The sequence below is a fragment of the Anaerophaga thermohalophila DSM 12881 genome, assembly GCF_000191885.1.
GTDB lineage: Bacteria > Bacteroidota > Bacteroidia > Bacteroidales > Marinilabiliaceae > Anaerophaga > Anaerophaga thermohalophila.
Genome location: NZ_AEWI01000209.1, coordinates 1 through 22835, shown reverse-complemented (window position 1 = coordinate 22835; position 22835 = coordinate 1). Strand labels below are relative to the sequence as shown.

General features: G+C 42.1%; 14 protein-coding genes. 11 read left to right on the top strand and 3 right to left on the bottom strand.

What is annotated here, in order from left to right; translation table 11 throughout:
* Positions 1 to 10: 10 nt before the first annotated feature.
* Positions 11 to 1915 (bottom strand): RecQ family ATP-dependent DNA helicase, encoded by a 1905-nt coding sequence (locus ATH1_RS0118295; RefSeq protein WP_010425083.1) that lies wholly within the window; start codon positions 1913 to 1915, stop codon positions 11 to 13.
* Between the two features lie 274 nt (positions 1916 to 2189).
* On the opposite strand from ATH1_RS0118295, the gene guaB reads away from it, so the two are divergent.
* From guaB to ATH1_RS0118260, 5 genes are all read left to right on the top strand, one after another.
* Positions 2190 to 3659 carry an IMP dehydrogenase gene (gene guaB / locus ATH1_RS0118285; protein ID WP_010425079.1) on the top strand — a complete coding sequence of 490 codons (1470 nt, stop codon included), beginning with the start codon at positions 2190 to 2192 and terminating at the stop codon, positions 3657 to 3659.
* A gap of 413 nt (positions 3660 to 4072) precedes the next feature.
* Positions 4073 to 4933, top strand: a complete 861-nt coding sequence (locus ATH1_RS0118275) for a hypothetical protein (protein WP_010425076.1) — start codon at positions 4073 to 4075, stop codon at positions 4931 to 4933.
* A 27-nt stretch (positions 4934 to 4960) separates the two neighbouring features.
* Positions 4961 to 6319, top strand: a complete 1359-nt coding sequence (locus ATH1_RS0118270; RefSeq protein ID WP_010425074.1) for a peptidylprolyl isomerase — start codon at positions 4961 to 4963, stop codon at positions 6317 to 6319.
* Positions 6320 to 6373: 54 nt separating this feature from the next.
* Positions 6374 to 7285: a carboxypeptidase-like regulatory domain-containing protein gene (locus ATH1_RS0118265; RefSeq protein ID WP_010425071.1), complete on the top strand. Its 912-nt coding sequence runs from the start codon at positions 6374 to 6376 to the stop codon at positions 7283 to 7285.
* 287 nt (positions 7286 to 7572) lie between these two features.
* On the top strand, positions 7573 to 9207 hold the full coding sequence (locus ATH1_RS0118260) for an OstA-like protein (RefSeq protein ID WP_010425070.1): 1635 nt from the start codon (positions 7573 to 7575) through the stop codon (positions 9205 to 9207).
* 77 nt (positions 9208 to 9284) lie between these two features.
* Here the strand turns inward: ATH1_RS0118260 and ATH1_RS0118255 are convergent, their stop codons facing one another.
* Positions 9285 to 9506: a DUF2795 domain-containing protein gene (locus ATH1_RS0118255; protein ID WP_010425069.1), complete on the bottom strand. Its 222-nt coding sequence runs from the start codon at positions 9504 to 9506 to the stop codon at positions 9285 to 9287.
* Between the two features lie 81 nt (positions 9507 to 9587).
* Positions 9588 to 10268, bottom strand: coding sequence for a cob(I)yrinic acid a,c-diamide adenosyltransferase (locus tag ATH1_RS0118250; RefSeq protein WP_245531829.1), 681 nt, complete (start codon positions 10266 to 10268; stop codon positions 9588 to 9590).
* A gap of 471 nt (positions 10269 to 10739) precedes the next feature.
* On the opposite strand from ATH1_RS0118250, the gene ATH1_RS0118245 reads away from it, so the two are divergent.
* The 6 genes from ATH1_RS0118245 to ATH1_RS0118215 all read left to right on the top strand — a co-directional run bounded on the left by ATH1_RS0118245 (position 10740) and on the right by ATH1_RS0118215 (position 22777).
* A complete protein-coding gene (locus ATH1_RS0118245; RefSeq protein WP_010425066.1) occupies positions 10740 to 11480 on the top strand; it encodes an NUDIX hydrolase in 741 nt (246 codons plus the stop codon).
* 9 nt (positions 11481 to 11489) lie between these two features.
* Entirely contained in the window at positions 11490 to 13115 is a 1626-nt protein-coding gene (locus tag ATH1_RS0118240) for an MFS transporter (protein WP_010425065.1), read from the top strand.
* A gap of 64 nt (positions 13116 to 13179) precedes the next feature.
* Positions 13180 to 15612 carry a glycoside hydrolase family 94 protein gene (locus ATH1_RS0118235; RefSeq protein ID WP_010425064.1) on the top strand — a complete coding sequence of 811 codons (2433 nt, stop codon included), beginning with the start codon at positions 13180 to 13182 and terminating at the stop codon, positions 15610 to 15612.
* A gap of 463 nt (positions 15613 to 16075) precedes the next feature.
* The gene (locus ATH1_RS0118230; RefSeq protein WP_010425062.1) at positions 16076 to 19153 is read left to right on the top strand and encodes a SusC/RagA family TonB-linked outer membrane protein; all 3078 of its coding nucleotides are present in this window, start codon (positions 16076 to 16078) and stop codon (positions 19151 to 19153) included.
* 20 nt (positions 19154 to 19173) lie between these two features.
* Complete coding sequence (locus tag ATH1_RS0118225) at positions 19174 to 20739, top strand: RagB/SusD family nutrient uptake outer membrane protein (RefSeq protein WP_010425060.1); 1566 nt, start codon at positions 19174 to 19176, stop codon at positions 20737 to 20739.
* Between the two features lie 538 nt (positions 20740 to 21277).
* On the top strand, positions 21278 to 22777 hold the full coding sequence (locus ATH1_RS0118215; RefSeq protein ID WP_010425056.1) for a carbon starvation CstA family protein: 1500 nt from the start codon (positions 21278 to 21280) through the stop codon (positions 22775 to 22777).
* The last annotated feature ends 58 nt before the right edge of the window (positions 22778 to 22835 follow it).

Sequence of the window (22835 nt, the reverse complement as noted above, 5' to 3'; positions counted from 1 at the left end):
AATAACAAAGCTACAGCCATTCCAACTCGCCCGTTTCAGCTTCTCCTATCACTTCATGGTCTTCCAGCCACTGAAGGACTTTTAACGTTTTTTCCCTGCTGTACGGGAGCGATTCCACCAGTTCTTCAGCCTTCATCATCCGGTGATTGAGTTTTTCTTTTACGGTCAGTTCTATTTTTTTGAAGGTGGTATCATCCAGTCCGGTCTTTTTTCTTGAAATACAAATGTCGCAAATACCGCAATTGTCCGACTTTGTCTGGCCGAAATAGTTCAGAAGAAACCTGCTGCGGCAGATATTAGTCGACGAAGCATAGTCGATTACTGCTTCGGTCTGATCCAGATATCGTTGTTTTCGTTCTTGATAGACTTCTTTTGGGAGTTTGATAAACCTTAACTCTTCTCTGGACTGGGTATAGCTGATCAAAGGTGTTTTACGACGCGGGATATAATGAATGATTCCCATTTTGCTGAGTTTGGAAAGACCGGTATAAACGGTTTCAATAGTGGTGCCTGACTTTTTGGCCAGGTCTGCTTCATTGATGGAAGCATATTCGGTGAAAAGTCCCGTGTAATTGCGTAATAATATTTTAATAAAAGGGTCCAAATCTTCATTGGCTACCTGAAATTTGTAAAGATCATTTCCTTTAACCAGGAACATCACTTTTGAGGGAATGTCCAGCTCCTCGGTGAATGTGAGATATCCGGCTCTCTGAAGAATTTTCAGAGAGTTGTATACGGTCAGAATACTAAAATTGAAAGCACTACAGAATTTACCGATATCGAAGTCATAAACCATCTGAAAACCTGCACCAACAGGCAGTTGAAAGAAGTTGCCCAAAGCTTCGTAAACACTTTTAATGGTTTCAGGCTCAGGGAATGCTGTTTCTACCTGTTTTTTGAGTTTTATCTTGTCGTTATCACTCCAAAGAAGCACTGCATAGGCCTTTTTGTTGTCGCGCCCTGCACGGCCCGCTTCCTGGAAGTAGGCTTCGACGGAGTCGGGCGCATCCATGTGGACAACAAGGCGAACGTCGGGTTTGTCGATTCCCATTCCAAACGCATTGGTGGCTACTATAACGCGGGTCTGGTTATGCTTCCACCTGTTTTGTTTTTCTTCCTTCGAAGTATAGGTGAGTCCGGCATGAAAATGTTCAGCACTAATTTGGTGTTGTTGCAGGAAGGAGGCATATTCACGTGTTTTTTTGCGGCTTCTGACATATACAATGGCACTGCCGGCAACAGAATTAAGAATTCTAAGCAGCTGTTCTTCCTTGTTTTCGGTAGCCCTGACAACATAGGCGAGGTTTGGCCGTGCAAAACTTTTTCTGAAAACATTTTTCTTTTTAAAATGCAGCTGCGTCATTATATCATCCACAACGGTTGGCGTTGCAGTTGCAGTAAGAGCCAGAACCGGTACATCAGGAATAAGCTCGCGAACGGCTGCGATCTTTAAATAAGAAGGACGAAAATCGTATCCCCACTGCGAGATGCAATGTGCTTCGTCAACAGCCAGTAGGTTAATTTTTAAATCGGGCAGCTTTTCCAGGAATAGGTCTGTAGCCAGCCGCTCCGGCGAGACATAGAGAAATTTAGTTCCCCCGAAAACGGCGTTATCAAAAGCCACTTTTATTTCGCGATAGGTGAGTCCTGAATGAATGGCTGCGGCTTTTATCCCGTTTCTTTTCAGGTTTTCTACCTGGTCTTTCATTAAGGCAATAAGCGGGGTTACCACGAGGCATAGCCCTTCGGTAGCCAGTGCAGGCACCTGGAAAGTGATGGATTTGCCTCCGCCGGTCGGCATCAGGGCAAGTGTGTCGTTCCCTTCTCCTACCGAGCGGATAATAACTTCCTGGAGAGGACGAAAACTGTCAAATCCCCAGTATCTGCGCAAAATATCCAGATATCGATCAGGCATGAGACAAAATTAGTATTCCTTCTGTTTTTTGAAGATAAAAAACTGAGAATTTCTTACCTTTGCCAAAATTTTTAAACTGCTTACTTCATATAGTTTTTGTCAAGAGATGTTCAAGTATCAAAAAAACACAAGCAAAAGCTGAGAAATTTGAAACAGTGAATGTATCTGTTCCCGGTTCAAATTTGCAGAGGATATTGTTGTTTTGCCGGTTGTTGAGCTTCGCACCGGGAAAAATCATGAAGGTAGCAGGTAAATACCTAAAAAGCATCAGCCCATGTCATTTTTCGAAGACAAAATCACATCCGATGGTTTGACTTTTGACGATGTGCTTCTGATTCCGGCCTATTCGGAAGTGTTGCCTCGCGAAGTCAATTTATCCACCCGTTTTTCACGTAACATTGTTTTGAATATACCAATAGTTTCGGCTGCAATGGATACTGTTACCGAAGCACGTCTGGCCATTGCCATTGCCAGAGAAGGAGGCATCGGGGTTATTCATAAAAACATGTCTGTTGAAGAACAGGCCAAACAGGTAGAGGTAGTAAAAAGAGCCGAGAACGGGATGATCTACGATCCGATAACCATAATGCGCGATCGTACGGTTGGTGATGCTTTGGCACTTATGAGCGAGTATAAAATAGGCGGGATTCCGGTAGTTGACGAAAAGGGCTATCTGGTTGGCATTGTAACCAACCGCGATTTGCGTTTTGAAATGGATTACAGTCGTTCTATTGAGGAGGTGATGACTTCCGACAATTTGGTTACTACCAACCAGACCACTGATCTGGAAAAGGCAGTTGATATCCTGCAGCGGCACAAAATTGAAAAGCTGCCGGTTGTTGATAAGGACAACAAACTGATAGGATTGGTGACCTATAAAGATATTACCAAAGCAAAAGATAAACCTTTGGCCTGCAAAGACAGCAAAGGTCGCCTGAGAGTGGCTGCAGCCGTGGGCGTTACTTTCGATACCTTTGAGCGTATTGATGCTCTTGTGAAGGCCAATGTTGATGCAATTGTGATAGATACCGCCCACGGACATTCGCGGGGCGTTTTGCAAACCTTGAAAGAAATCAAGCGCCGGTATCCCGATCTTGAGGTCGTTGTAGGAAATATTGCTACAGCGGAAGCAGCCATTGATCTGGTTAAAAACGGCGCTGATGGCGTGAAGGTGGGCATCGGCCCCGGCTCTATTTGTACCACCCGCGTCATTGCCGGAGTTGGTGTTCCTCAGCTGTCGGCTATTTATGATGTCTACAAAGCCTTGAAAGATACCGATGTCCCCCTGATTGCTGACGGAGGGCTCAGATACAGCGGAGATATTGTTAAAGCCCTTGCCGCCGGTGCACATTCTGTTATGGCCGGTTCTTTATTTGCAGGCGTAGAGGAATCGCCCGGAGAAACCATTATTTATAATGGCCGGAAATTTAAAACTTACCGTGGAATGGGCTCTATTGAAGCGATGCAGCAAGGTTCTAAAGATCGTTACTTTCAGGATGTGGAAGACGATATTAAAAAGTTAGTTCCCGAAGGAATTTCTGCACGTGTACCGTATAAAGGGACTTTGTATGAGGTTATTTACCAGCTTATTGGAGGATTGCGTGCAGGTATGGGCTATTGTGGTGCCGGCAATATCGAGGCGCTTCATGGCGCCAAATTTACCCGCATTACCAATGCCGGCGTCATGGAAAGTCATCCGCACGATGTGACCATAACGCGAGAAGCACCCAATTATTCGAGATAAAAATTGTTCTGAAATAATCCAGCAAACCCGGACAACACAATCCGTTGCCCGGGTTGTTTTTTTGATTTCACCGTATAAGATTTTAGAGAAGGTTTGTAACAGAACAAACAAACCATTATTTTTGTATGTATGGTTGTATTTTACAACTTTGCAAGCCTTGTAAATGACACTTTCTGAGCATACATAGGATTAGAAAGATACTCGTCCGGCTTTGTTGGCGGACACCAATTATTTGTGGGGCTTCCATGCAGGAATCTTAATTCATTTAAAATTTAGTCTAAATTATTGGTCTAATGGAACCCGCAACTTTTTGTACATGTTCTTATGTGGCAGATTTCTTTGTAAACAAAGCGGCGGAGCCGGAGGAGGAATCAAAGCGCCATGCTCGTTTCTTTTAAAAATATGGTCTATTGATGAAGATATATTCATTAAAACAAGTCGCTGTTCTTTTGCTGTTAGCAGGTTTTGCAGCTGCATGTGAGAATATTGAAAATAAAGAAGATGCCACTCCTGTTGTAAGAGTTGGGGAGGAGGTATTGACAACCAATGATCTTAAAAAGGTACTTCCCGATGACGTAAATCATGAAGACAGTGCAGCTTTGGCCGACGATTATGTGAACCGTTGGGTGAGGAATAAACTCTTTCTCAGGCAGGCAGAGTCCAATCTTACCGAAGAAGAGAAAGATGTGAGCCAGCTTTTGGACGAATACCGCACTTCCCTGCTTGTCAACATTTATCAGCAGAAAATGCTGGAACAGAAATATTCTCCGTTATTGAGCAACGAAGAGATAGAGAAGTATTATAATGAAATGCAGGATAACTTCACGCTTCAGGAAAATATTATTCGCGGTTTGTTTTTAAAGCTGCCACTCGATGCCCCCAATATTTCAGAAGTGCGTCGCTGGTGCAGGTCGGCCGATTCTGAAGATTTGGTTCAGTTGGATCGATACAGTGCGCAGCATGCAAGAATGTATCATGCTTTTCTGGATAAGTGGACCCCTTTTCAGCGGATAAATGCGAGCTTGCCGGAACCTGTTCGAAATGAGGAACAGTTTTTGCAATATAACCGCTATTACGAAAAGGCAGACGATAAATACAGATATTTTTTAGTGATAACAGATTTTATGACCATTGGAAATACTGCGCCTCTTAGCTACGTGGAGGAACGCATACGTGCTATTCTTCTGAATAAAAAGCGGGCAGAATTTATAAACAGTCTGGAGAAAGAATTATATAATGAAGCACTTCAGAAAAAAATCATAAATTTCTATTAAACTTGTACCATCTTTATGCCAAAACTTATGAGCAAAATACGAAACCGGTTTTATAAATTTCTTTTTATTGCCTTGTTTTCTCCCGCGGTTGTGGTCGGACAAAGTAATGTTATTGATGAAGTTATAGCTGTGATAGGAGATGAACCCGTTCTTAAATCCGATATTGAATTTCAATACCAGCAGGCGCTCATGGAAGGAGTTGAATTTGCCGGAGATATGAGGTGTCATATTCTGGAACAGATGATGATACAGAATCTTTTGCTCGAACAAGCTAAAATTGACAGTATAGAAGTTAGTGAAAATCAAGTATTAATGACGGTTGATCGACAAATCAATAACTTTATTAACCGTGCCGGTTCGCGTGAAAAACTGGAAGAATGGCTTAATAAATCGATACTTCAGATTAAGGAAGAACAGAGGGAGTTAGTTCGTAATCAAATGCTGACCCAGCAGATGAGGCAGGAGATCACCAAAGATGTAGATGTTACTCCTCTGGAAATCAGAAGGTTTTTCAGGGAAACACCAGAAGATAGTTTGCCAAAAATGCCGGCTCAATATGAGTACCAGAAAATTGCTATTACACCCGAGATCAGCCAGGAAGAGATCGAACGGGTGAAAGCACGGTTGCGGGATTTTCAGCGTCAGGTGAGGGAAGGTCGCGATTTTGCAACACTGGCTGTCCTTTACTCCGAGGACCCTAACAGCGCAGCACGAGGCGGAGAAATTGGTCTGACACCACGTGCCAGTCTGGTGCCTGAATTTGCACAGGTAGCCTTTAACCTGCGGGACAAAAATAAAGTCTCCAAGATTGTTGAAACTGAATTTGGCTTTCATATTATGCAGTTAATTGAGCGGCAGGGAGACAGGGTAAATGTTCGTCATATCCTTTTAAAACCAAAACCTTCACGCGAAGCCATCGAAAAAGCCCGCGAAATGGCTGATTCACTCGTGTCTTTAATAAGAAAAGACAGCATTTCATTTGAGGAGGCCGCCTTGCGGTACTCTTCCGATAAAGACTCCCGTGCCAATGGAGGATATGTTATTAATCCCCGTACTCAGTCAACAAAGTTTGAACTTCAGGAAATTCAGCCTGATATAGCCCGGAAACTGGAAAAAATGCAGCAGGGGGAAATTTCCGCTCCTTTTATGATGAAAGACCAGCGACTTGGTGTTGACCAGTTTACCATCGTAAAACTTACAAAGAAAACCCCACCGCATACCGCAAATATGGTTGATGATTATCAGACGATCAAAAGAATGTTAGAAAATAAAAAGAGAGAGGAAACTTTTAGAGACTGGATACGAAAAAAGCAAAGAGAGACCTACATAACCATTAAAGACGAATGGAAAGATTGTCGTTTTGAATTTGATGAGTGGGTTAAGTAGTGCCCGTCTGTAAAGTTGGGGAAAGTTGTAACAAATCATAATCTGATTTCGAAGATGGCCGCAAAAATTATTAAATCATCGGTTATCGTTTTGGGAATCGCCGTGCTATTAGCTGGTTGTGCCCGGGAGGTATACGATATTACCTGGCAAGGGGTAGTAGCTGATGAAACGACTGGCAGGCCGGTTCCGCATGCAAAAATTTCAGCTGCTGCAACTTATCAACAAAATATTGATGAAACCGCTGAAATTAACCGGTCTTCGTTATGCGATGAATACGGCCGGTTTAATTTGTCTTTTCCCCGGGCTTTTGGTTTAACGGTAAAGGTTAATGCTCCCGGGTACCTGGCAGGATTACAATATAAAGTGGTTAAAAAGTCTGTTCTGAAAGACACAATATTTATAACACCTCATCCTTTTGATGCGAGCCTGATAGTCCGGCGAATGAATTTTTCGTCATTCTGCCCCGAGGTCCCTTTTATCCGTGAAACCCGGATTTTGGATCAGTCAAATGGGAAAAACCTGGTACGATGGGGTTTTGATTTTCTTTCCGGACAGAACACATTCCTCCTTGACAGCGCCGATATCTGGATAGAAATTAATGAGCAAAGCGGCCGTATTATTCTGAACGCTTCATCCCGGGGTGGCATATTTCCCGTCCTGAATAGCAGTTCGGAGTTCTTTTTGACCGGTATTACCCAGGCGCCTGAAACAGGTTATCAGAAGAGTTATGTTCTGAAAGGCAATGAGGCCGGATTCTTTATATTATGCCGAAACGGGGTGAATGTTGCAAAAATGATTCCCGAAGATAAAATCTGTGTCTTGTCTTATACAGGAGCTGATGGTCAGGCAATTCGTGAAAAGGGTATTCGCTTCGATTATTTGTTTCAGCCCGACTTGAAGAACCGTCTGTCATTTCCGGTTTCGGTTCTGGGTATGGATGACAAGATTGAGCCGGTCTCTAATTAGCCTGCTTTATTTTCATCCGTATAAAATTTATTTTTAAGGTCGGATGGAACTCGCATGCAAGAATTTATACATGTTCTATTATGACAATTTTTGTCATGCTCGTTTCATCAGTATAATATTAGTCTAAGTTATTGGTCGGATGGAACTCGCATGATTGAGTTTTATACATGTTCTTTTCCTGATGTGATAGGGACATGTTGTGGCAGATTTCTTTGTAAACAAAGCGGCGGAGCCGGAGGAGAAATTAAAGCGCCATCCGCGTTTCATTGTTAGAATGACTTACGTATATGCCTGAATACTTTTTTGGAGTTTTTTTTTATAGTGTTAAACGGCTGCTGAAAACAATCGTGGTATTGTTTTTTCTGTTGGGAAGTTTTGTTTTTATCCAGGCACAGGGTCAGGATGAGAAAAAAGGCCGGGAAGAAAACAGGAAAATTTTAATTGAATACGCCGATTTGATGAAGGGAGCCGAAAAGCGTCTGGGAAAAAACTCATGGGCTCTTGTCGGAAATGTAAGAATGCAGCATCTCAATACCAGGATGTTTTGCGACAGTGCAATTCTTAACCGTGACTCCAACAGGGTTGAAGCCTTCGGTTCTATTCACATTATTCAGAATGATACCATACATCTTTACGGTGACAAACTGAACTATGATGGCAACGAGGAACTTGCAAAGGTGAGGGAAAATGTGAGACTGGTAAACAAGAATGTTGTACTTACCACCGATTTTCTTGACTATGACCGGAAAAATGATGTTGCTTACTACTTCAATGGAGGGAGAATTGTTGATGAACGTAATCAGCTCACCAGCAGTCTGGGTTTTTATTATCCCCGAACCGGCGAGGTCAACTTTAAAGACAGCGTGGTGTTGATCAATCCAGATTACAGGATGTATAGTGATACTTTGAAGTATTTTACGAGAACCGAGGTCGTTGGTATTGTCGGACCTACAAATATTTACAGCGACGAAAACAGGATTTTTTCCGAACTGGGCTTTTACGATACCCGCAGTGACAAGGCCCGCTTACTTAAAAACAATTATATAGACGGAGGCGAACAAACTCTGAGGGGCGATACCATTTTGTATAACCGGAATGATGGTTTCGGGGAAGTCTTTTCGGGAATGGCTCTTGAGGATACTGCGAATAACGTGATAATTACCGGCGATTACGGATATTATAATGAAAAAACCGAGAAAGCTCTGGCAACGAAGAAGGCTGTTTTAAAGCAAGTTTACGGAAACGATACGCTCTTTCTGCATGCTGATACCCTGAGAGCAGATCCTGTATCCGGGGAAGTAGAAAATAAAATTGTAAGAGCCTTTCATAACGTTCAGTTCTATCGTTACGATTTGCAGGGCCGATGTGATTCCATGGTTTATGATTTTCGCGACAGCACCAATACTTTTTATCACGAGCCGGTGATTTGGGCGCAGGGAAACCAGATGACTGCCAGTGAAATTAAGCTTTATACGCGCAACCGGGTTTTGTATAAAGCCGAAATGATTGAGAATGCCTTTCTGATTGCACCCGAGGATTCTGTTCATTTTAATCAGATTAAGGGCAAAAAGATGACGGGTTATTTTAAAGAAAATCAGCTCTATAAGATAGATGTTGACGGGAACGGGCAAACGGTCTATTATCCCAAAGACAGAGATTACGTAATCGGGGTAAACAGAGCCGAGAGCAGCAGTTTGACCATCTATTTAAAAAACAGGAAAGTAGAGACTATTGTTTTACGAACCCAGCCAACCGGAAACATGAATCCTCCTTTCGTGCTTGATAAGGAATCAACACGTCTCGAAGGCTTTTTGTGGTTGGAAAAATACCGTCCCAAAAAATATGAGGATATCTTTCACTTCAAAGAAATAGTGGAAGAGGTGCAGCGAACGGATTATAGCGACTATCAATTCTCCGAATAGTGTAAAAAAAGGTCGTCTTGACAGAGCAGACGACCTTCTTATTCTTATTGATGTTGTTTTAGAATGCCCTTTACAAATCAATATTCATCCTCATTAAAGAAAAAATCATCCTTACTGGGATAATCGGGCCAGATGTCTTCAATACTCTCATATACTTCTCCTTCATCCTCTATTTCCTGAAGATTTTCAATAACCTCCAGAGGTGCCCCCGAACGAATGGCAAAATCAATTAATTCATCTTTTGTAGCCGGCCAGGGCGCATCTTCCAGTTTTGATGCTAATTCAAGAGTCCAATACATAGCAAATACAATTTAACTCTTAATAATATTTTGTTTTTATGTCCTTGCTGTTTTCTGCGAAATTAGAAAAAAAAAACAATCTTACAACTTCGGTTCCCATCTTATTTCGTCATTATCGAAATGTTTTGCCAGAAAGCGTGAAAGTACAAAGAAATAGTCTGATAACCTGTTCAGATACCTTAGAATCCATGGGTCTATTTCGGTTTCCGCGGCCATTTGATTGACACGACGTTCTGCTCTTCTGCAAACAGTACGGGCAATATGACATTGGGCAGCAGACGGATGACCTCCCGGCAGAATAAAGTTTTTCAGGGGAGGAAGTGAAGCATCCATCCTGTCCATTTCTTTTTCAAGAAAATCTATCTCTGCTTCATCACAATTAAGTTTCGAGCGTAATTCTGAAATTGTGTCGTCTGTCGCCAGATATGCCCCAATCATAAAGAGTTGCTCCTGAATACGCGGTAATACTCCGGTAATATCGTTCTCCCCCGCAAAAGCTCTGATCAATCCTATTTGAGCATTTAGTTCATCAACAGTTCCATAAGCCTCCAGCCTGAAGTGATGTTTAGGGACAATTGTTCCCCCTATTAATCCGGTCTTACCTTTGTCTCCGGCTTTCGTGTATATCTGACTTTTTTGCATGACAATTATCTCCTTTAGGTTTTGCAAAGATATAACTATGCCCTTCGTGAGAAAGTTCATGAAAAAATTAATTTCTTTTCCCGATGCGATGCGGAAAACAAGAAACAATACTTTTTGCAATTTTGATTAGAATATCAAAAACCATCAGGTGAATTCGAATTTTAACATTTTTTATAATAAATTCTCTATTCCATATTTTAAAAGGGATTAAAGTGTTTGAAGTACAATAAACACTATTTTAGGTTTTAAAATTATTTTGATTTCTTTGTTTTTTTAGGATTCATTCCTAATTTAGCAATTCAAAATATAAGTGTTTTCTTAACACTTATTACATTATGTTCTGTTCTGGAGATGGGTGGTACTTTTGACAAGGAAGATGATGGATACTGCTTAAAACATTCAGGCAGGTAAAGATACAAAGATATTTTTGGTTTATGTAATTTACAATGGCCGGTTCGGAAAATTCTGAACACATGCAATAAATAAGCAATAAATAAAGGCGTTGAAAGGCAGAAGGCATAGGTTAGGCGCTATAAGTCAGATGATTAGATGCTATATTTTCGACCTTGTTCAAATATTAAATAAACAAAAATGGTAAAAGCACAATTGAATAATTCAATATCAGTTGATTGTGTGATATTCGGTTTCGATTTTGAAAAACTGAATGTCCTGCTGGTTGATCGGGTGTTAAAAGATGAAAAGACAGGTAAAGAGTTGTTCTCTGATCTGACGCTTACCGGTAATCACATTTTCGAGCATGAGAGTCTTGAAGATGCAGCCGCCCGTATATTGTTCGATTTAACGGGGTTGGAAAATATCTATTTGAAGCAATTTGGTGCATTTTGTGATACCGACCGATTAAAACGTCCTAACGATCAGGCCTGGCTCAGGGCAAGTGGACGTGACCCGGACAGCAGGATAATATCAGTAGGCTATTACTCTCTTCTGGCTACCGAAAAGGTTACGCTGAAGTGGAAGGGGAGAAATGTAAAATGGTATCCCGTATCTGAAGTTACCGATCTGGCATTTGACCATTATCATATTCTGCAATCAGCTCTTCGTGCCCTTCGTCGTGAATTACTTTATGAACCTATAGGATTTGAATTATTGCCCGAGAAGTTCACGCTTTCACAACTTCAGAAGCTGTACGAGGTAGTGTTGGGGGTTGAGCTGGATAAAAGAAATTTTCGCAAGAAGATTGCGCGCATGAAATATCTTATTCCGCTGGATGAAAAGCAAAAAGGTGTGGCTCATAAACCCGCCCGCCTTTACATGTTCAGTCGCGAAGTGTATGAAAAAACCAGAAAAGAGGTGTTGGATTTTAACATTTAAATCTTAGCCATGCAAGTAACCAGGCAGAAGTTAAGCATAAGAGAAAAAGTGGGTTATGCGTTGGGAGACGCCGCAGCCAATATTGCATGGCGTGGAGTTGCTACTTTTTTATTCGTATTCTATACCGATGTTTTTGGCCTTAACCCTGCAGCAGTAGGTCTTTTGATGCTGATAGCCCGTTCCAGTGACGGCGTCAGTGATGTTGTAATGGGTATCATCGGCGATCGTACCAATTCGAAGTATGGGAAATTTCGTCCCTGGATTTTATGGACGGCCATCCCGCTTGCGGTTATGCTTTCTCTTCTTTTTACTACGCCTGATTTAAGTCCGACCGGGAAAATTATCTATGCATACGTCACTTACATTCTGTTTACCCTGATATATACTGCCAACAATATTCCTTACGGAGCGCTGATGGCCGTCATGACAGGCGATGATAAAGAACGCACAAGCATAGGTTCTTACAGGATGGTCGGCGCTTTTGCAGGCGGAATGCTCGTTCAGGGAGCTCTTTTATTTCTGGTGGCTAACTTCGGGGATATAAACCCGACAATTGAAATGGTTGATCTGGGTAATGAAAAATATGAAGTTACAGTTTCTGCCCCCGAGAGTGTTGAGAATGTCAGGATAAAAACCAAAGCCGGAGTAGCTACATTTGTTTGGGCCGATGCTGAAATGGCCGACAGTGTCAATGTTCCAACCCAGGAGAAAAGTTTTTCTATGGAGGCCGGTCTTCCTTATACTTTTATTGTAGAGGGCGAACCGGACCTGGATGAAAGCAAGATAACCATCATCGACCAGAAAGAAGGATATTCTAAAGCTATTTACCTGATGTCGGTGCTGCTGGCAATATCTTTAATTATTACTTTCTATACTACCAGAGAACGGGTTTCGCCACCCAAGACACAGGAGACAAACCTGGTAAAAGATTTAAAAGACCTTATTTCCAACCGGCCATGGCTCGTATTGTTGATCATCGGCTTGCTGTTTAATATCTATAATTCCATTAAACAGGGGATTACAGTAATCTATTTCACTCATTATCTGCATAACCAATTACTGGCCGGGTCTTATATGGTGGGTTTGATGATCGCTTCTATCCTGGGTGCAATGGCCACATCGCCTCTGGCAAGACAGTTCGGCAAACGCCGGCTCTTCATTTATGCCCTGATATTTTCGGGAGGTGTCAATGCATTGATTGCATTTTGCGGGCCGGGCGATATTGTTCCCATTTTTGCCATTGGCATAGTTTCTGAGTTTGGTGCCGCCATTTTTCCCACGCTTTTCTTTGCAATGCTTGGCGATGCAGCCGATTATTCGGAATATAAGAACGGTCGAAGGGCTACCGGGCTGATCTATTCGGCAGGGTCGTTCTCCACCAAATTCGGCGGAGGTTTGGCAGGTGCCATTATCGGATTTGTCCTTTCGGCATTCAATTATGACGGACAAGACGCTGTGGCGATTCAGGGAGCTGTGCCGGGCATCGTGATGTTAATGAGCTGGATACCTACTGTCATCGCTTTGCTTGGTGCTGTACTGATGAAATTTTATCCCCTCGATCAGGATAAAGTGGATGCCATTACAACAGAGTTGAATCAGCGAAGACTGAAAGAAGGATATTCAATAGATTATTAGATGCAGCAGATGGTGTTAATCATTGATCTATAATTATATAACCAAATAAAACGACAAAGAAACAATGAAGTTTGGATACTTTGATGATAAAAACCGGGAATATGTGATTACAACGCCTGCTACGCCATGGCCATGGATAAATTATCTGGGGAATGAGGACTTTTTTTCACTCATTTCCAATACGGCAGGAGGATATTCTTTTTATAAGGATGCCAAATTCAGAAGACTGACCCGTTTTCGTTATAATAATGTACCGATGGACAATGGAGGAAGGTATTTTTATATAAATGATGGACATGATATATGGTCGCCCGGATGGAAGCCGGTGAAGACGAGGCTTGACGGTTATGAATGCAGGCACGGGTTGAGCTATACTAAGATTATCGGTGAAAAGAACGGGTTAAAGGCTGAAGTTTTGTTTTTTGTCCCTTTGAAGTCGTGGTGCGAAATTCAAAAAATGACGATTACCAACACTTCCCCGGAAACGAAAAGGTTCAAATTGTTCTCTTTCCTGGAATGGTGCTTATGGAATGCAGAAGATGATCAAAACAACCTTCAGCGAAATCTGAATACCGGTGAGGTGGAAATCGACGGTTCCACCCTGTACCATAAAACAGAATACAGAGAACGCCGAAATCATTATGCTTTCTACCACGTTAATACACCAATTCAAGGTTTTGATACCGACAGGGAAAGTTTTGCCGGCCTGTATAATGAACTCTCGGAACCACAGACTGTATTGGAGGGGAAGCCTCGCAATTCGCATGCTCACGGGTGGTCGCCGGTAGCCTCGCATTACCTTGAAATTGAACTGAAGCCCGGAGAAAGCAAAGATTTGGTATTTATCCTCGGATATGTGGAAAATAATGAAAATGAGAAATGGGAAGACAAAAATGTAATCAACAAAAAGCCGGCAGGAAAGCTGATTGAGCGTTTTGATACCGCAGAAAAGGTCGATGTGGCTTTTTCCGAATTAATTGAATATTGGGACCATCTGCTCGATAAGTTTGTATTGGAAAGCGGCGACGAAAAACTTGACAGAATGGTCAATATCTGGAACCAGTATCAATGTATGGTTACCTTCAATATGTCACGTTCGGCATCCTATTTCGAAGTGGGTATCGGACGCGGAATGGGTTTCAGAGATTCCAATCAGGACCTTATCGGCTTTGTACATCAGATCCCGGAGAGAGCGCGTGAACGAATAATTGATATTGCCTCAACTCAATTTGAAGACGGTGGTGCTTATCACCAGTACCAACCGCTCACGAAGCGCGGGAACAATGCAATTGGTGGCAATTTTAACGACGACCCTCTATGGCTTATCCTTTCAACCACTGAATATATCAAAGAAACCGGAGATTATGGAATTCTTGACGAAATGGTTCCTTTTGATAATGATGCCTCAGTTGCAAAACCCCTTTTTGAGCACCTTAAAGTCTCTTTCTACCATGTTGTCAATAATCCGGGGCCACATGGATTACCTTTGATAGGAAGAGCCGACTGGAACGACTGTTTGAATCTTAACTGTTTCTCGAATGACCCGGACGAGTCGTTTCAGACCACTGAAAATCGATCGGGCGGAACCGCCGAATCGTTGATGATTGCCGGATTATTCGTGGTTTATGGACAAGAGTTTGTGAGGCTTTGTCGGAAAACCGGAAAAGAGAGGGAAGCTGACAAGGCACAAAAACATGTCGATAAAATGGTGGAAGCTGTTAAAAGGCATGGTTGGGATGGCGAATGGTTTCTCAGAGCGTATGATTTTTTCGGAAGAAAAGTGGGAAGTAAGGAGAATGAAGAAGGTCAGATATTTATTGAATCCCAGGGATGGTGCTCAATGGCCGGGATCGGTCTCGATGAAGGAATGGTTGAGAAAGCACTTGATTCTGTCAAGGAACGACTCGATTGTGAATATGGCATCGTTCTGAACAATCCTGCTTTCACCAAATACGTGATTGAATATGGAGAGATATCTTCTTATCCTGAAGGATATAAAGAAAATGCCGGCATCTTCTGTCACAACAATCCATGGATCATGATCGGTGAAACGGTGCTTGGAAGGGGAGAACGTGCCTGGGAATATTACAGGAAAATTTGTCCGGCCTATCTGGAGGATATTTCCGGACTTCATCGCACGGAACCCTATGTATATGCCCAGATGATTGCAGGAAAAGACGCACATAAACCCGGAGAGGCGAAAAACAGCTGGCTTACCGGTACGGCAGCCTGGAATTATTATGCCGTGACCAGGTATATTCTGGGAATACGCCCCGATTATGACGGGTTAAGAATTGATCCTTGTATACCTCCTTCATGGAAAGGATTTAAAATAAAACGAAAATTGAGGGGGACAACCTTTAATATTAAAGTTGAAAATCCAAAGTCGGTAAGCAAAGGAGTAGCCCTGCTTGAAATGGATGGCAAAGCCGTTGATGGTAACCTTATTGAAAAATTTGACGGAGGAACGCATGAAGTTCTGGTAATATTGGGATAAGGTATTTATGTAAATTGTGCCCGCCTGTAAAGTCGGTAAAAGTTGCACCAAATTATGTGTCTGTTCAGAAAGTAAATAGTCAGTTTAAAAAAGCTTAAACGCAGAGACGCAATGACGCAAAGTTTTTATTATGAGAAAGTTGTGGTTTATGCCATTCATTGTGTAAGCAATTAATTACCAGACATCCGGATTTCGTAAATGAGTATTTTGGCGGCAGGCGTAACACAGCAAGTGGTACTCTATGGACTGACACTAAATAATTAGAATGTTAATTATAAAAAGTTGCCTATGTAAAATAATTGTTTGAGTTAAAAAAAAGATTTTTTAAGGATTTGTAGTCGTAAGTTTATGATTTACATTTAAAAAGGGATGCTGCCCCGGAAAAATTGGCGTTGGACCGGGCAACACCCCTGCTCCAGATTCTAACTATTTTATTGTTAAAACCTGTAAAAACGACAAATTTATGAAAAAGATTCGATCTTTTTTGGAATTTGACCTGTTAAAAAAGGTCAAATCCGGATGGCTGAGGGCCTTTAACGGATTTACGTTAGCTCTTGCAGCATGTTTCATTTTTACTTCATTTTCTTTTGCGCAAGAGCAAAAAACGGTCAGTGGACAAGTGACCGATTCACAGAACCAACCGCTACCCGGTGTTAATGTTGTGATCAAAGGCACTATGCAGGGAACCATTACCGATATTGATGGTAATTATGAACTGCAGGCTTCAGGCGGAGATGTACTTCGGTTTAGTTTTATCGGATTCAAAACCCAGGAGGTTCCTGTTGGCGATCAAACCACAATTAATGTTACCATGGAGGAAGAATTTGCCGGCCTCGATGAGGTGGTCGTCGTCGGTTACGGTGTTCAACAAAAATCGTTGGTCACCGGGGCCATTTCGAGTGTTAATGCTCAGGACCTCGAAACCACTTCGAACACGCGTGTTGAACAAGCCCTGCAGGGACGTACGGCCGGTGTTACCGTTTTGCCTACCTCTGGTTCACCCGGAGCAGGCGCTAAAGTAAGAATCCGGGGTACCAACTCTAATCAGACTTCCGAGCCTCTTTACATCGTTGATGGAATGAAAGTAGGCGATATTGATAACATCGAACCCGGCAATATTGAGTCCATCGAAGTTCTCAAGGATGCTGCTTCTTCTGCCATTTACGGTTCTGAAGGCGGTAATGGGGTTGTCATTATTACTACCAAAAAAGGGAAAGCTGGTAAGGGACAAGTGACCTATAATTTCCAGTATGGCATTCAGAGCGTGAAAACCAATATGGAACTTATGAATGCTCAGGAATATGCGCAGTATATGAGTGAGCAGGGTGCCAATATTACTGTACCCTCAGGCATCGGAAACGGTACCGATTGGCTGGATGAAGTGTTTGAAGAAGCACCAATGCAGAGGCATCATCTTAGTTTTTCGGGTGGTGGAGAAATCTCTAATTATCTGGCTTCTGTCGCCTATAATACTCAAGAGGGAGTTGTCGGTGGAGATAAAGCATCTTATGAACGACTTTCCTTTCGCTTAAACTCTTCTCATGATATTAAGGATTGGTTGGAAGTAGGCAATACCTTTACTTACTCACATTCAAAAAGAAGTACTGTTGGAGAGGATGATGAGTATCGGGGAGTTTTAAACAATGCTCTTCTAATTGATCCGACCACACCTGTCTATTACGAACAAGGAGAAGAAACCCAGAAAGAAAGGGATGCGTTAGCCGCTGGTCATACTTTGTTAACCGATGATCAGGGTCGTTATTATGCGCTTCCGGTGAATGTGACAGGTGAAGTTGCAAATCCGGTTGCCAGGTTGCAAACTTACAATAATGAAACTACCAGGGATCAATTAATGGGAACTGTCTATGGCAATATTAAACCTTTGGAAGGATTGACAATAACTTCACGACTGGGATTGGATTTGTCTTATATTCAGTTGCATAACTGGAATAAGAAATATTACTTTTCTTCAGAGAGTCAGAATGGTACAAACACCATAAATGATAATCTGGATAAATATTTTAACTGGCTATGGGAGAATTTTGCCACCTATGAAACCGCCTTTAATGACCATAACATGACTTTCCTTTTAGGTTACTCTGCAGAAAGAAGATTGCATCCTAACTGGTATTTGTATTCCGGTCCAATGGCTAAAGAAGGTGACAGATTTGCCTATCACGATCATACTACTTCGAGGGAACAGGATGTTGTTGGTGGAACCCTTGAGGAAGAAACCATGAATTCTGTTTTTGGTCGTTTTTCATATAGTTATTTAGGCAAATATTTGTTTGAGGCGTTAGTTAGACGAGATGCAGCAAGCGTCTTTTCATCGGGGGACAAATGGGCCACTTTCCCTGCTTTTTCTGCCGGTTGGGTTATTTCGGAAGAGGATTTCTGGAACCCCCAATTTATGGATTATTTGAAATTGCGTGCCAGCTGGGGACAAAATGGTAGTACATCAATTCTTTCCGGTACTTCAGATCAGGAGTTCTGGATGGTGTCAGGTATTTATTATCCCAATCCTTCTGAAACAGGCTATTTTTCAGGCGCTCAAATAGAAAAGCTCACGAACGATGATCTGAAATGGGAGCGCACCGAGCAACTCTCTGTGGGCCTCGACGCAAGGTTCCTTAACAGGAAAATCAATTTTTCTGCCGACTATTATGATAAAACCACCAAAGATCTGATTGTGGTTGGTATGTTTCCGCTTTCTGTAGGGAATGATTTTCCTTATGTTAACGGAGGTGATGTTTCCAATTCAGGTTTTGAATTTGAGCTTGGTTACACTGATAGTTACGGAGATTTTGATATTTCGGCGAATGTTAATTTTGCTACGCTCAATAATGAGGTTACCCGACTTGATCAGGAGGCTCCAATTGCGGGAGCCAACGTCAGGGGATATGATTTAACCTGGTTTGAAGAAGGAGAACCCATTTGGTATTTCAACGGGTACAAAACCGATGGTATTAATGAAGAAACAGGAATGCCAAATATTGTTGATGTTAGTAAGGATGGCGAAATTACTTCTGCCGATCTGACTAAAATTGGTGATCCCCATCCCGATTTTTTGTATGGAGCAAATATAAATTTGGCCTACAAAGGGATTGACCTTAGAGTTTTCCTTCAGGGAACCAAGGGAAATGAAATTTATACTGCATGGTATCGTCCTGACAGACCTTTGTCTAATAAACCAAAATACTTCTATACCGACAGATGGACATCTGACAATACCAAGGCATCCATGCCCCGTGCCGATGGTAGCAGTCAGTATATTTACCGGAGCGACCTGATGGTTCAGGATGGGTCTTATACTCGTATTAAACAATTGCAATTAGGATATTCTCTTCCAAATAGTGTTCTCAATCAACTTGGGTTCTCTAAAGCCCGCGTTTTTATTTCACTTGACGACTTTTTTACTTTTACTGATTATGAGGGGCTTGATCCCGAAGCAGGAAGTAACAACGCCCAAAGTCAGGGAATAGATCGCGGTGTTTATCCTATTCCAAGGAAGATGATATTTGGTGTGTCAGTTAATTTTTAAACCCCCAAAATCTGAGAAATATGAAACTATATAAATGTTTTAAATGGATTCCGGCTGTTTTATTGATCATTATGCCGGCTTGTAGCGATAGTTTTCTTGAAGTAGATCCCGCCGGAAGATTATCCAGCGATGTCTATCCTGCTACAGATGAGGAAGTAATGTCCACAATAATTGGTGTATACGATTTGATGCAGTGGAACTATGGCAGAGACTGGGCGAGTGCCTACTTTGCCAAAAATTTACCTGCTGATGATTGTAATGCTGGTTCTTCTGCCAGTGATCAGCTTCCCTATCAGAATCTGGATGATTTTAAAAATGAAGCGGACAATCCTGTGACAACTGCAATTTGGGAAGGCTTCTATAAAGCGATTAATCAATGTAATACCATTATTGAGCGTATCGAACCGAGCAACGATTTTCGTAAACAGATAATCGCTGAAGCAAAGGCTATACGCGCATGGAATTATTTTGAACTGGTTACGCTCTATGGAGATGTTCCCTTTTATACCGAGAATCCTACTTCAGTGGCAGACTATCACAAACCGCGTACACCCAAGGCCGATATTTATACAAAGATTGAAACCGATCTTGAGGATGCTATTTCAGTTCTTCCATTGAAGTCTGAGCTTCCCGACGACCAAAAATTCAGGGTCTCCAAGGGAACCGCACAATCTATTCTGGGCAAAGTATACCTGTATCAGGAGAAATGGAATGACGCCCATACTGTTTTGGGGCAAGTAATTTCTTCGCAGGAATATGACCTTGAGCCTGATTTTGACAATGTTTGGAAACGTGCAGGAGAACTGGGGATTGAATCGGTATTTGAAGTTCTCTATACATCCCAGGAAGGATACGACTGGGGTAATTTTGGATGGGGAGGAGCAGCTGAAGCAAATATTCATGTTCAGTTGATGGGTCCCCGGGCACCCTTCTTTGGTAATCTGGATGCTATAGGAATCATTCCCGGATGGGGATTTAATCTTCCTACTGCTTCCATAGGTGAGGCTTTTGATAATATGGGGGATAATGGTCCCCGATATGAGGCAACCATCATGAGTGAATCGGAGTTTATTGATGCCGGGGGTGAAATAACTCCGGATACCGATGATGAGGGAAATCCTGTGCCTGCTCACGATTACGAGGGATATCTTCGAATGAAGTATGCCACATTTGCTGACGAAACCAATACCAGTGGTGCTTCAATTGCTGAGCTTAACTATACCACCAACTGGCGCATCATTCGTTATGCCGACGTGCTTTTGATGGCTGCCGAAGCCTATAATGAGGACGGGAGGGAAGCCGAAGCCCGTTTCGAGTTGAACAAGGTTCGGAAGAGGGCCGAATTGGATACGTATGATTTGCCTATGTCGAAAGACGAATTGCGTGAAGCGATAAAAGCTGAGCGTCAGCTTGAACTGGCCTTTGAAGGCAGTCGCTACTGGGATTTGATTCGCTGGGGTGATGCCGAAGAAGTACTGAGTCCGCTGGGATTTGTGGCAGGAAAACATGAGCATTTCCCCATTCCTCAAACTGAGATTTCTTCAAATAATGAAATCTCGCAAGAAGATCAGAATCCTGGATTCTAAACATACACGCTGCTATTCTGACTTATATGAGAACAAAAGGGGCTGTCCGGTATTGGACAGCCCTTTATTATTTTGAAGGCATAACAAGTGCATTAATCTCTAAAACATTGTTTCTATTTTTTTGTCAAATTATCAGCATATTTGGCGATATGATCGTTGAATCTTTTGACAAGGAAGTCAATAACTTTTTTTATTTTCGTTTCTTATTTGATGAGTGCAGTATAAAAAGCATATTTTTGTCAGAATCCAGGCGTTTTAAATTTTTGTACCGGAGTTAACTTGTTGTTAATGACGATGCAAAAATCTAAAACAACAACGAGGTTGGCAACAAAGATGCTTTTTAGACCGGGCTCTTTGATGATTCATAACAACCAGCCTATGTCACCGTCAACGGTTGGTATTTACGTTGTTTTATTTGTTTTATGGGTATATATCCTCACCTTAATCCATCCTGCTGACTTATAATTAATTACTGACTGAATTACTTTTACCTGAAAATCAAACCGTTTGTTATTATAAAGATTAATCTTTCTTTATTATGATTACGTTTATTCTGTCAATCGCGGGTTTAATAGCCGGTTTCTTCTTTTACGGCAAATTTGTTGACCGTTTTTTTGGCGCATCCGACAAAAATGAGACGCCTGCCATACGGATTAATAACGGGGTGGATTATGTTCCAATGCCCACCTGGAAAGTTTTTACCATTGAGTTTTTAAATATCGCCGGACTCGGGCCGATATTTGGTGCTATCCTTGGCGCTATGTACGGGCCAATGGCTTATCTGTGGATTGTTCTTGGTTGTATTTTCATGGGCGCCGTGCACGATTATTTTTCCGGTATGCTTTCGGTACGTAACAATGGTGCGAGTATTCCGGAAATTGTAGGTAAATATCTCGGCACCGGTTTTCAAAACTTCATGCGTCTTTTCTCCTTGTTATTGTTGATATTTGTCGGCGTGGCATTTGTTTCGGGGCCCGCCGAATTGCTGACAACACTAACTAATGGAGGTTTGAAGTTTTGGCTTTATGCAATTTTCGCCTATTATCTGATTGCAACTTTGTTGCCGATTAATAAGATCATCGGTCGCATCTATCCTTTGTTTGGAGTGGCTTTATTAATAATGGCTGTTAGCATTGCCGGAGCGATGATTTATTTTGGCTTTTCCGGCGATTTAGCCATGAAGGAATTGACCACCGACAGCTTTAAAAACTGGCATCACAATCCGGCAGAAAATATTCTTTTCCCGATGATGTTTATCGTTATTTCCTGTGGGGCTCTGAGTGGCTTTCATTCCACGCAGGCACCCATGATGGCCCGTTGTATAAAAAAGGAGAGTCATGGTCGTCGTGTTTTTTACGGGGCGATGGTTGCAGAAGGGATAGTGGCAATTATATGGGCTACTGCTGCGATGAATTTCTTTGAAGGCCCTGAAGGATTAAATACTACCATGCAGGTTGAGGGTCACAATCCGGCATGGGTGGTTAACGAAATAAGTCGCTCCTGGCTTGGTGCGATTGGGGCCGTTTTTGCTATCGTTGGCGTTATTGCTTGCCCTATAACAACGGGTGACACAGCTTTCAGGAGTGCCCGTTTAACCATTGCTGATGTACTGAAGCTGGATCAATCATCTGTGAAGAAACGCTTGTGGGTAAGCTTGCCTTTGTTTGCTATTGGTTTTGTGTTGTCTCAACTCGAATTTGCCACAATTTGGAAATATTTAGGATTGTCTAATCAGGTAGTTGCAGTCGTCGTTCTCTGGGCAGCAGCTATGTATCTTGCTAAAGTTGAAAAACCGCACTGGATGTTGTCACTTCCGGCAACTTTCATGACAACCGTTTGCATAACTTATCTTTTGGTGGCTCCTGTAAAAAATGGTGGTCTCTTTATAGATACTTCAGTCGGATATTGGATTGGTGTTTTACTGGGCATTGCTTCTCTTGTTCTTTTCCTTTTCAGAGTAAGGAAAAATCAAAAAGGAAAAACTATGAGCCAGGATGAAACGAGCATGACAAAGTTTGACACAAAAGAATATGTATAAACACCATCTAACCTCTAATCACCAAAGAAACCAAAAACAGAGAACAGATTCTTCGTCG

Coding starts and splice junctions, on each gene's coding strand:
- ATH1_RS0118240 (WP_010425065.1), top strand. CDS start 11,490: ATGCAAGTAACCAGGCAGAAGTTAAGCATAAGAGAAAAAGTGGGTTAT.
- ATH1_RS0118225 (WP_010425060.1), top strand. CDS start 19,174: ATGAAACTATATAAATGTTTTAAATGGATTCCGGCTGTTTTATTGATC.
- ATH1_RS0118275 (WP_010425076.1), top strand. CDS start 4,073: ATGAAGATATATTCATTAAAACAAGTCGCTGTTCTTTTGCTGTTAGCA.
- ATH1_RS0118245 (WP_010425066.1), top strand. CDS start 10,740: ATGGTAAAAGCACAATTGAATAATTCAATATCAGTTGATTGTGTGATA.
- guaB (WP_010425079.1), top strand. CDS start 2,190: ATGTCATTTTTCGAAGACAAAATCACATCCGATGGTTTGACTTTTGAC.
- ATH1_RS0118270 (WP_010425074.1), top strand. CDS start 4,961: ATGAGCAAAATACGAAACCGGTTTTATAAATTTCTTTTTATTGCCTTG.
- ATH1_RS0118235 (WP_010425064.1), top strand. CDS start 13,180: ATGAAGTTTGGATACTTTGATGATAAAAACCGGGAATATGTGATTACA.
- ATH1_RS0118215 (WP_010425056.1), top strand. CDS start 21,278: ATGATTACGTTTATTCTGTCAATCGCGGGTTTAATAGCCGGTTTCTTC.
- ATH1_RS0118260 (WP_010425070.1), top strand. CDS start 7,573: ATGCCTGAATACTTTTTTGGAGTTTTTTTTTATAGTGTTAAACGGCTG.
- ATH1_RS0118230 (WP_010425062.1), top strand. CDS start 16,076: ATGAAAAAGATTCGATCTTTTTTGGAATTTGACCTGTTAAAAAAGGTC.
- ATH1_RS0118255 (WP_010425069.1), bottom strand. CDS start 9,506: ATGTATTGGACTCTTGAATTAGCATCAAAACTGGAAGATGCGCCCTGG.
- ATH1_RS0118265 (WP_010425071.1), top strand. CDS start 6,374: ATGGCCGCAAAAATTATTAAATCATCGGTTATCGTTTTGGGAATCGCC.
- ATH1_RS0118295 (WP_010425083.1), bottom strand. CDS start 1,915: ATGCCTGATCGATATCTGGATATTTTGCGCAGATACTGGGGATTTGAC.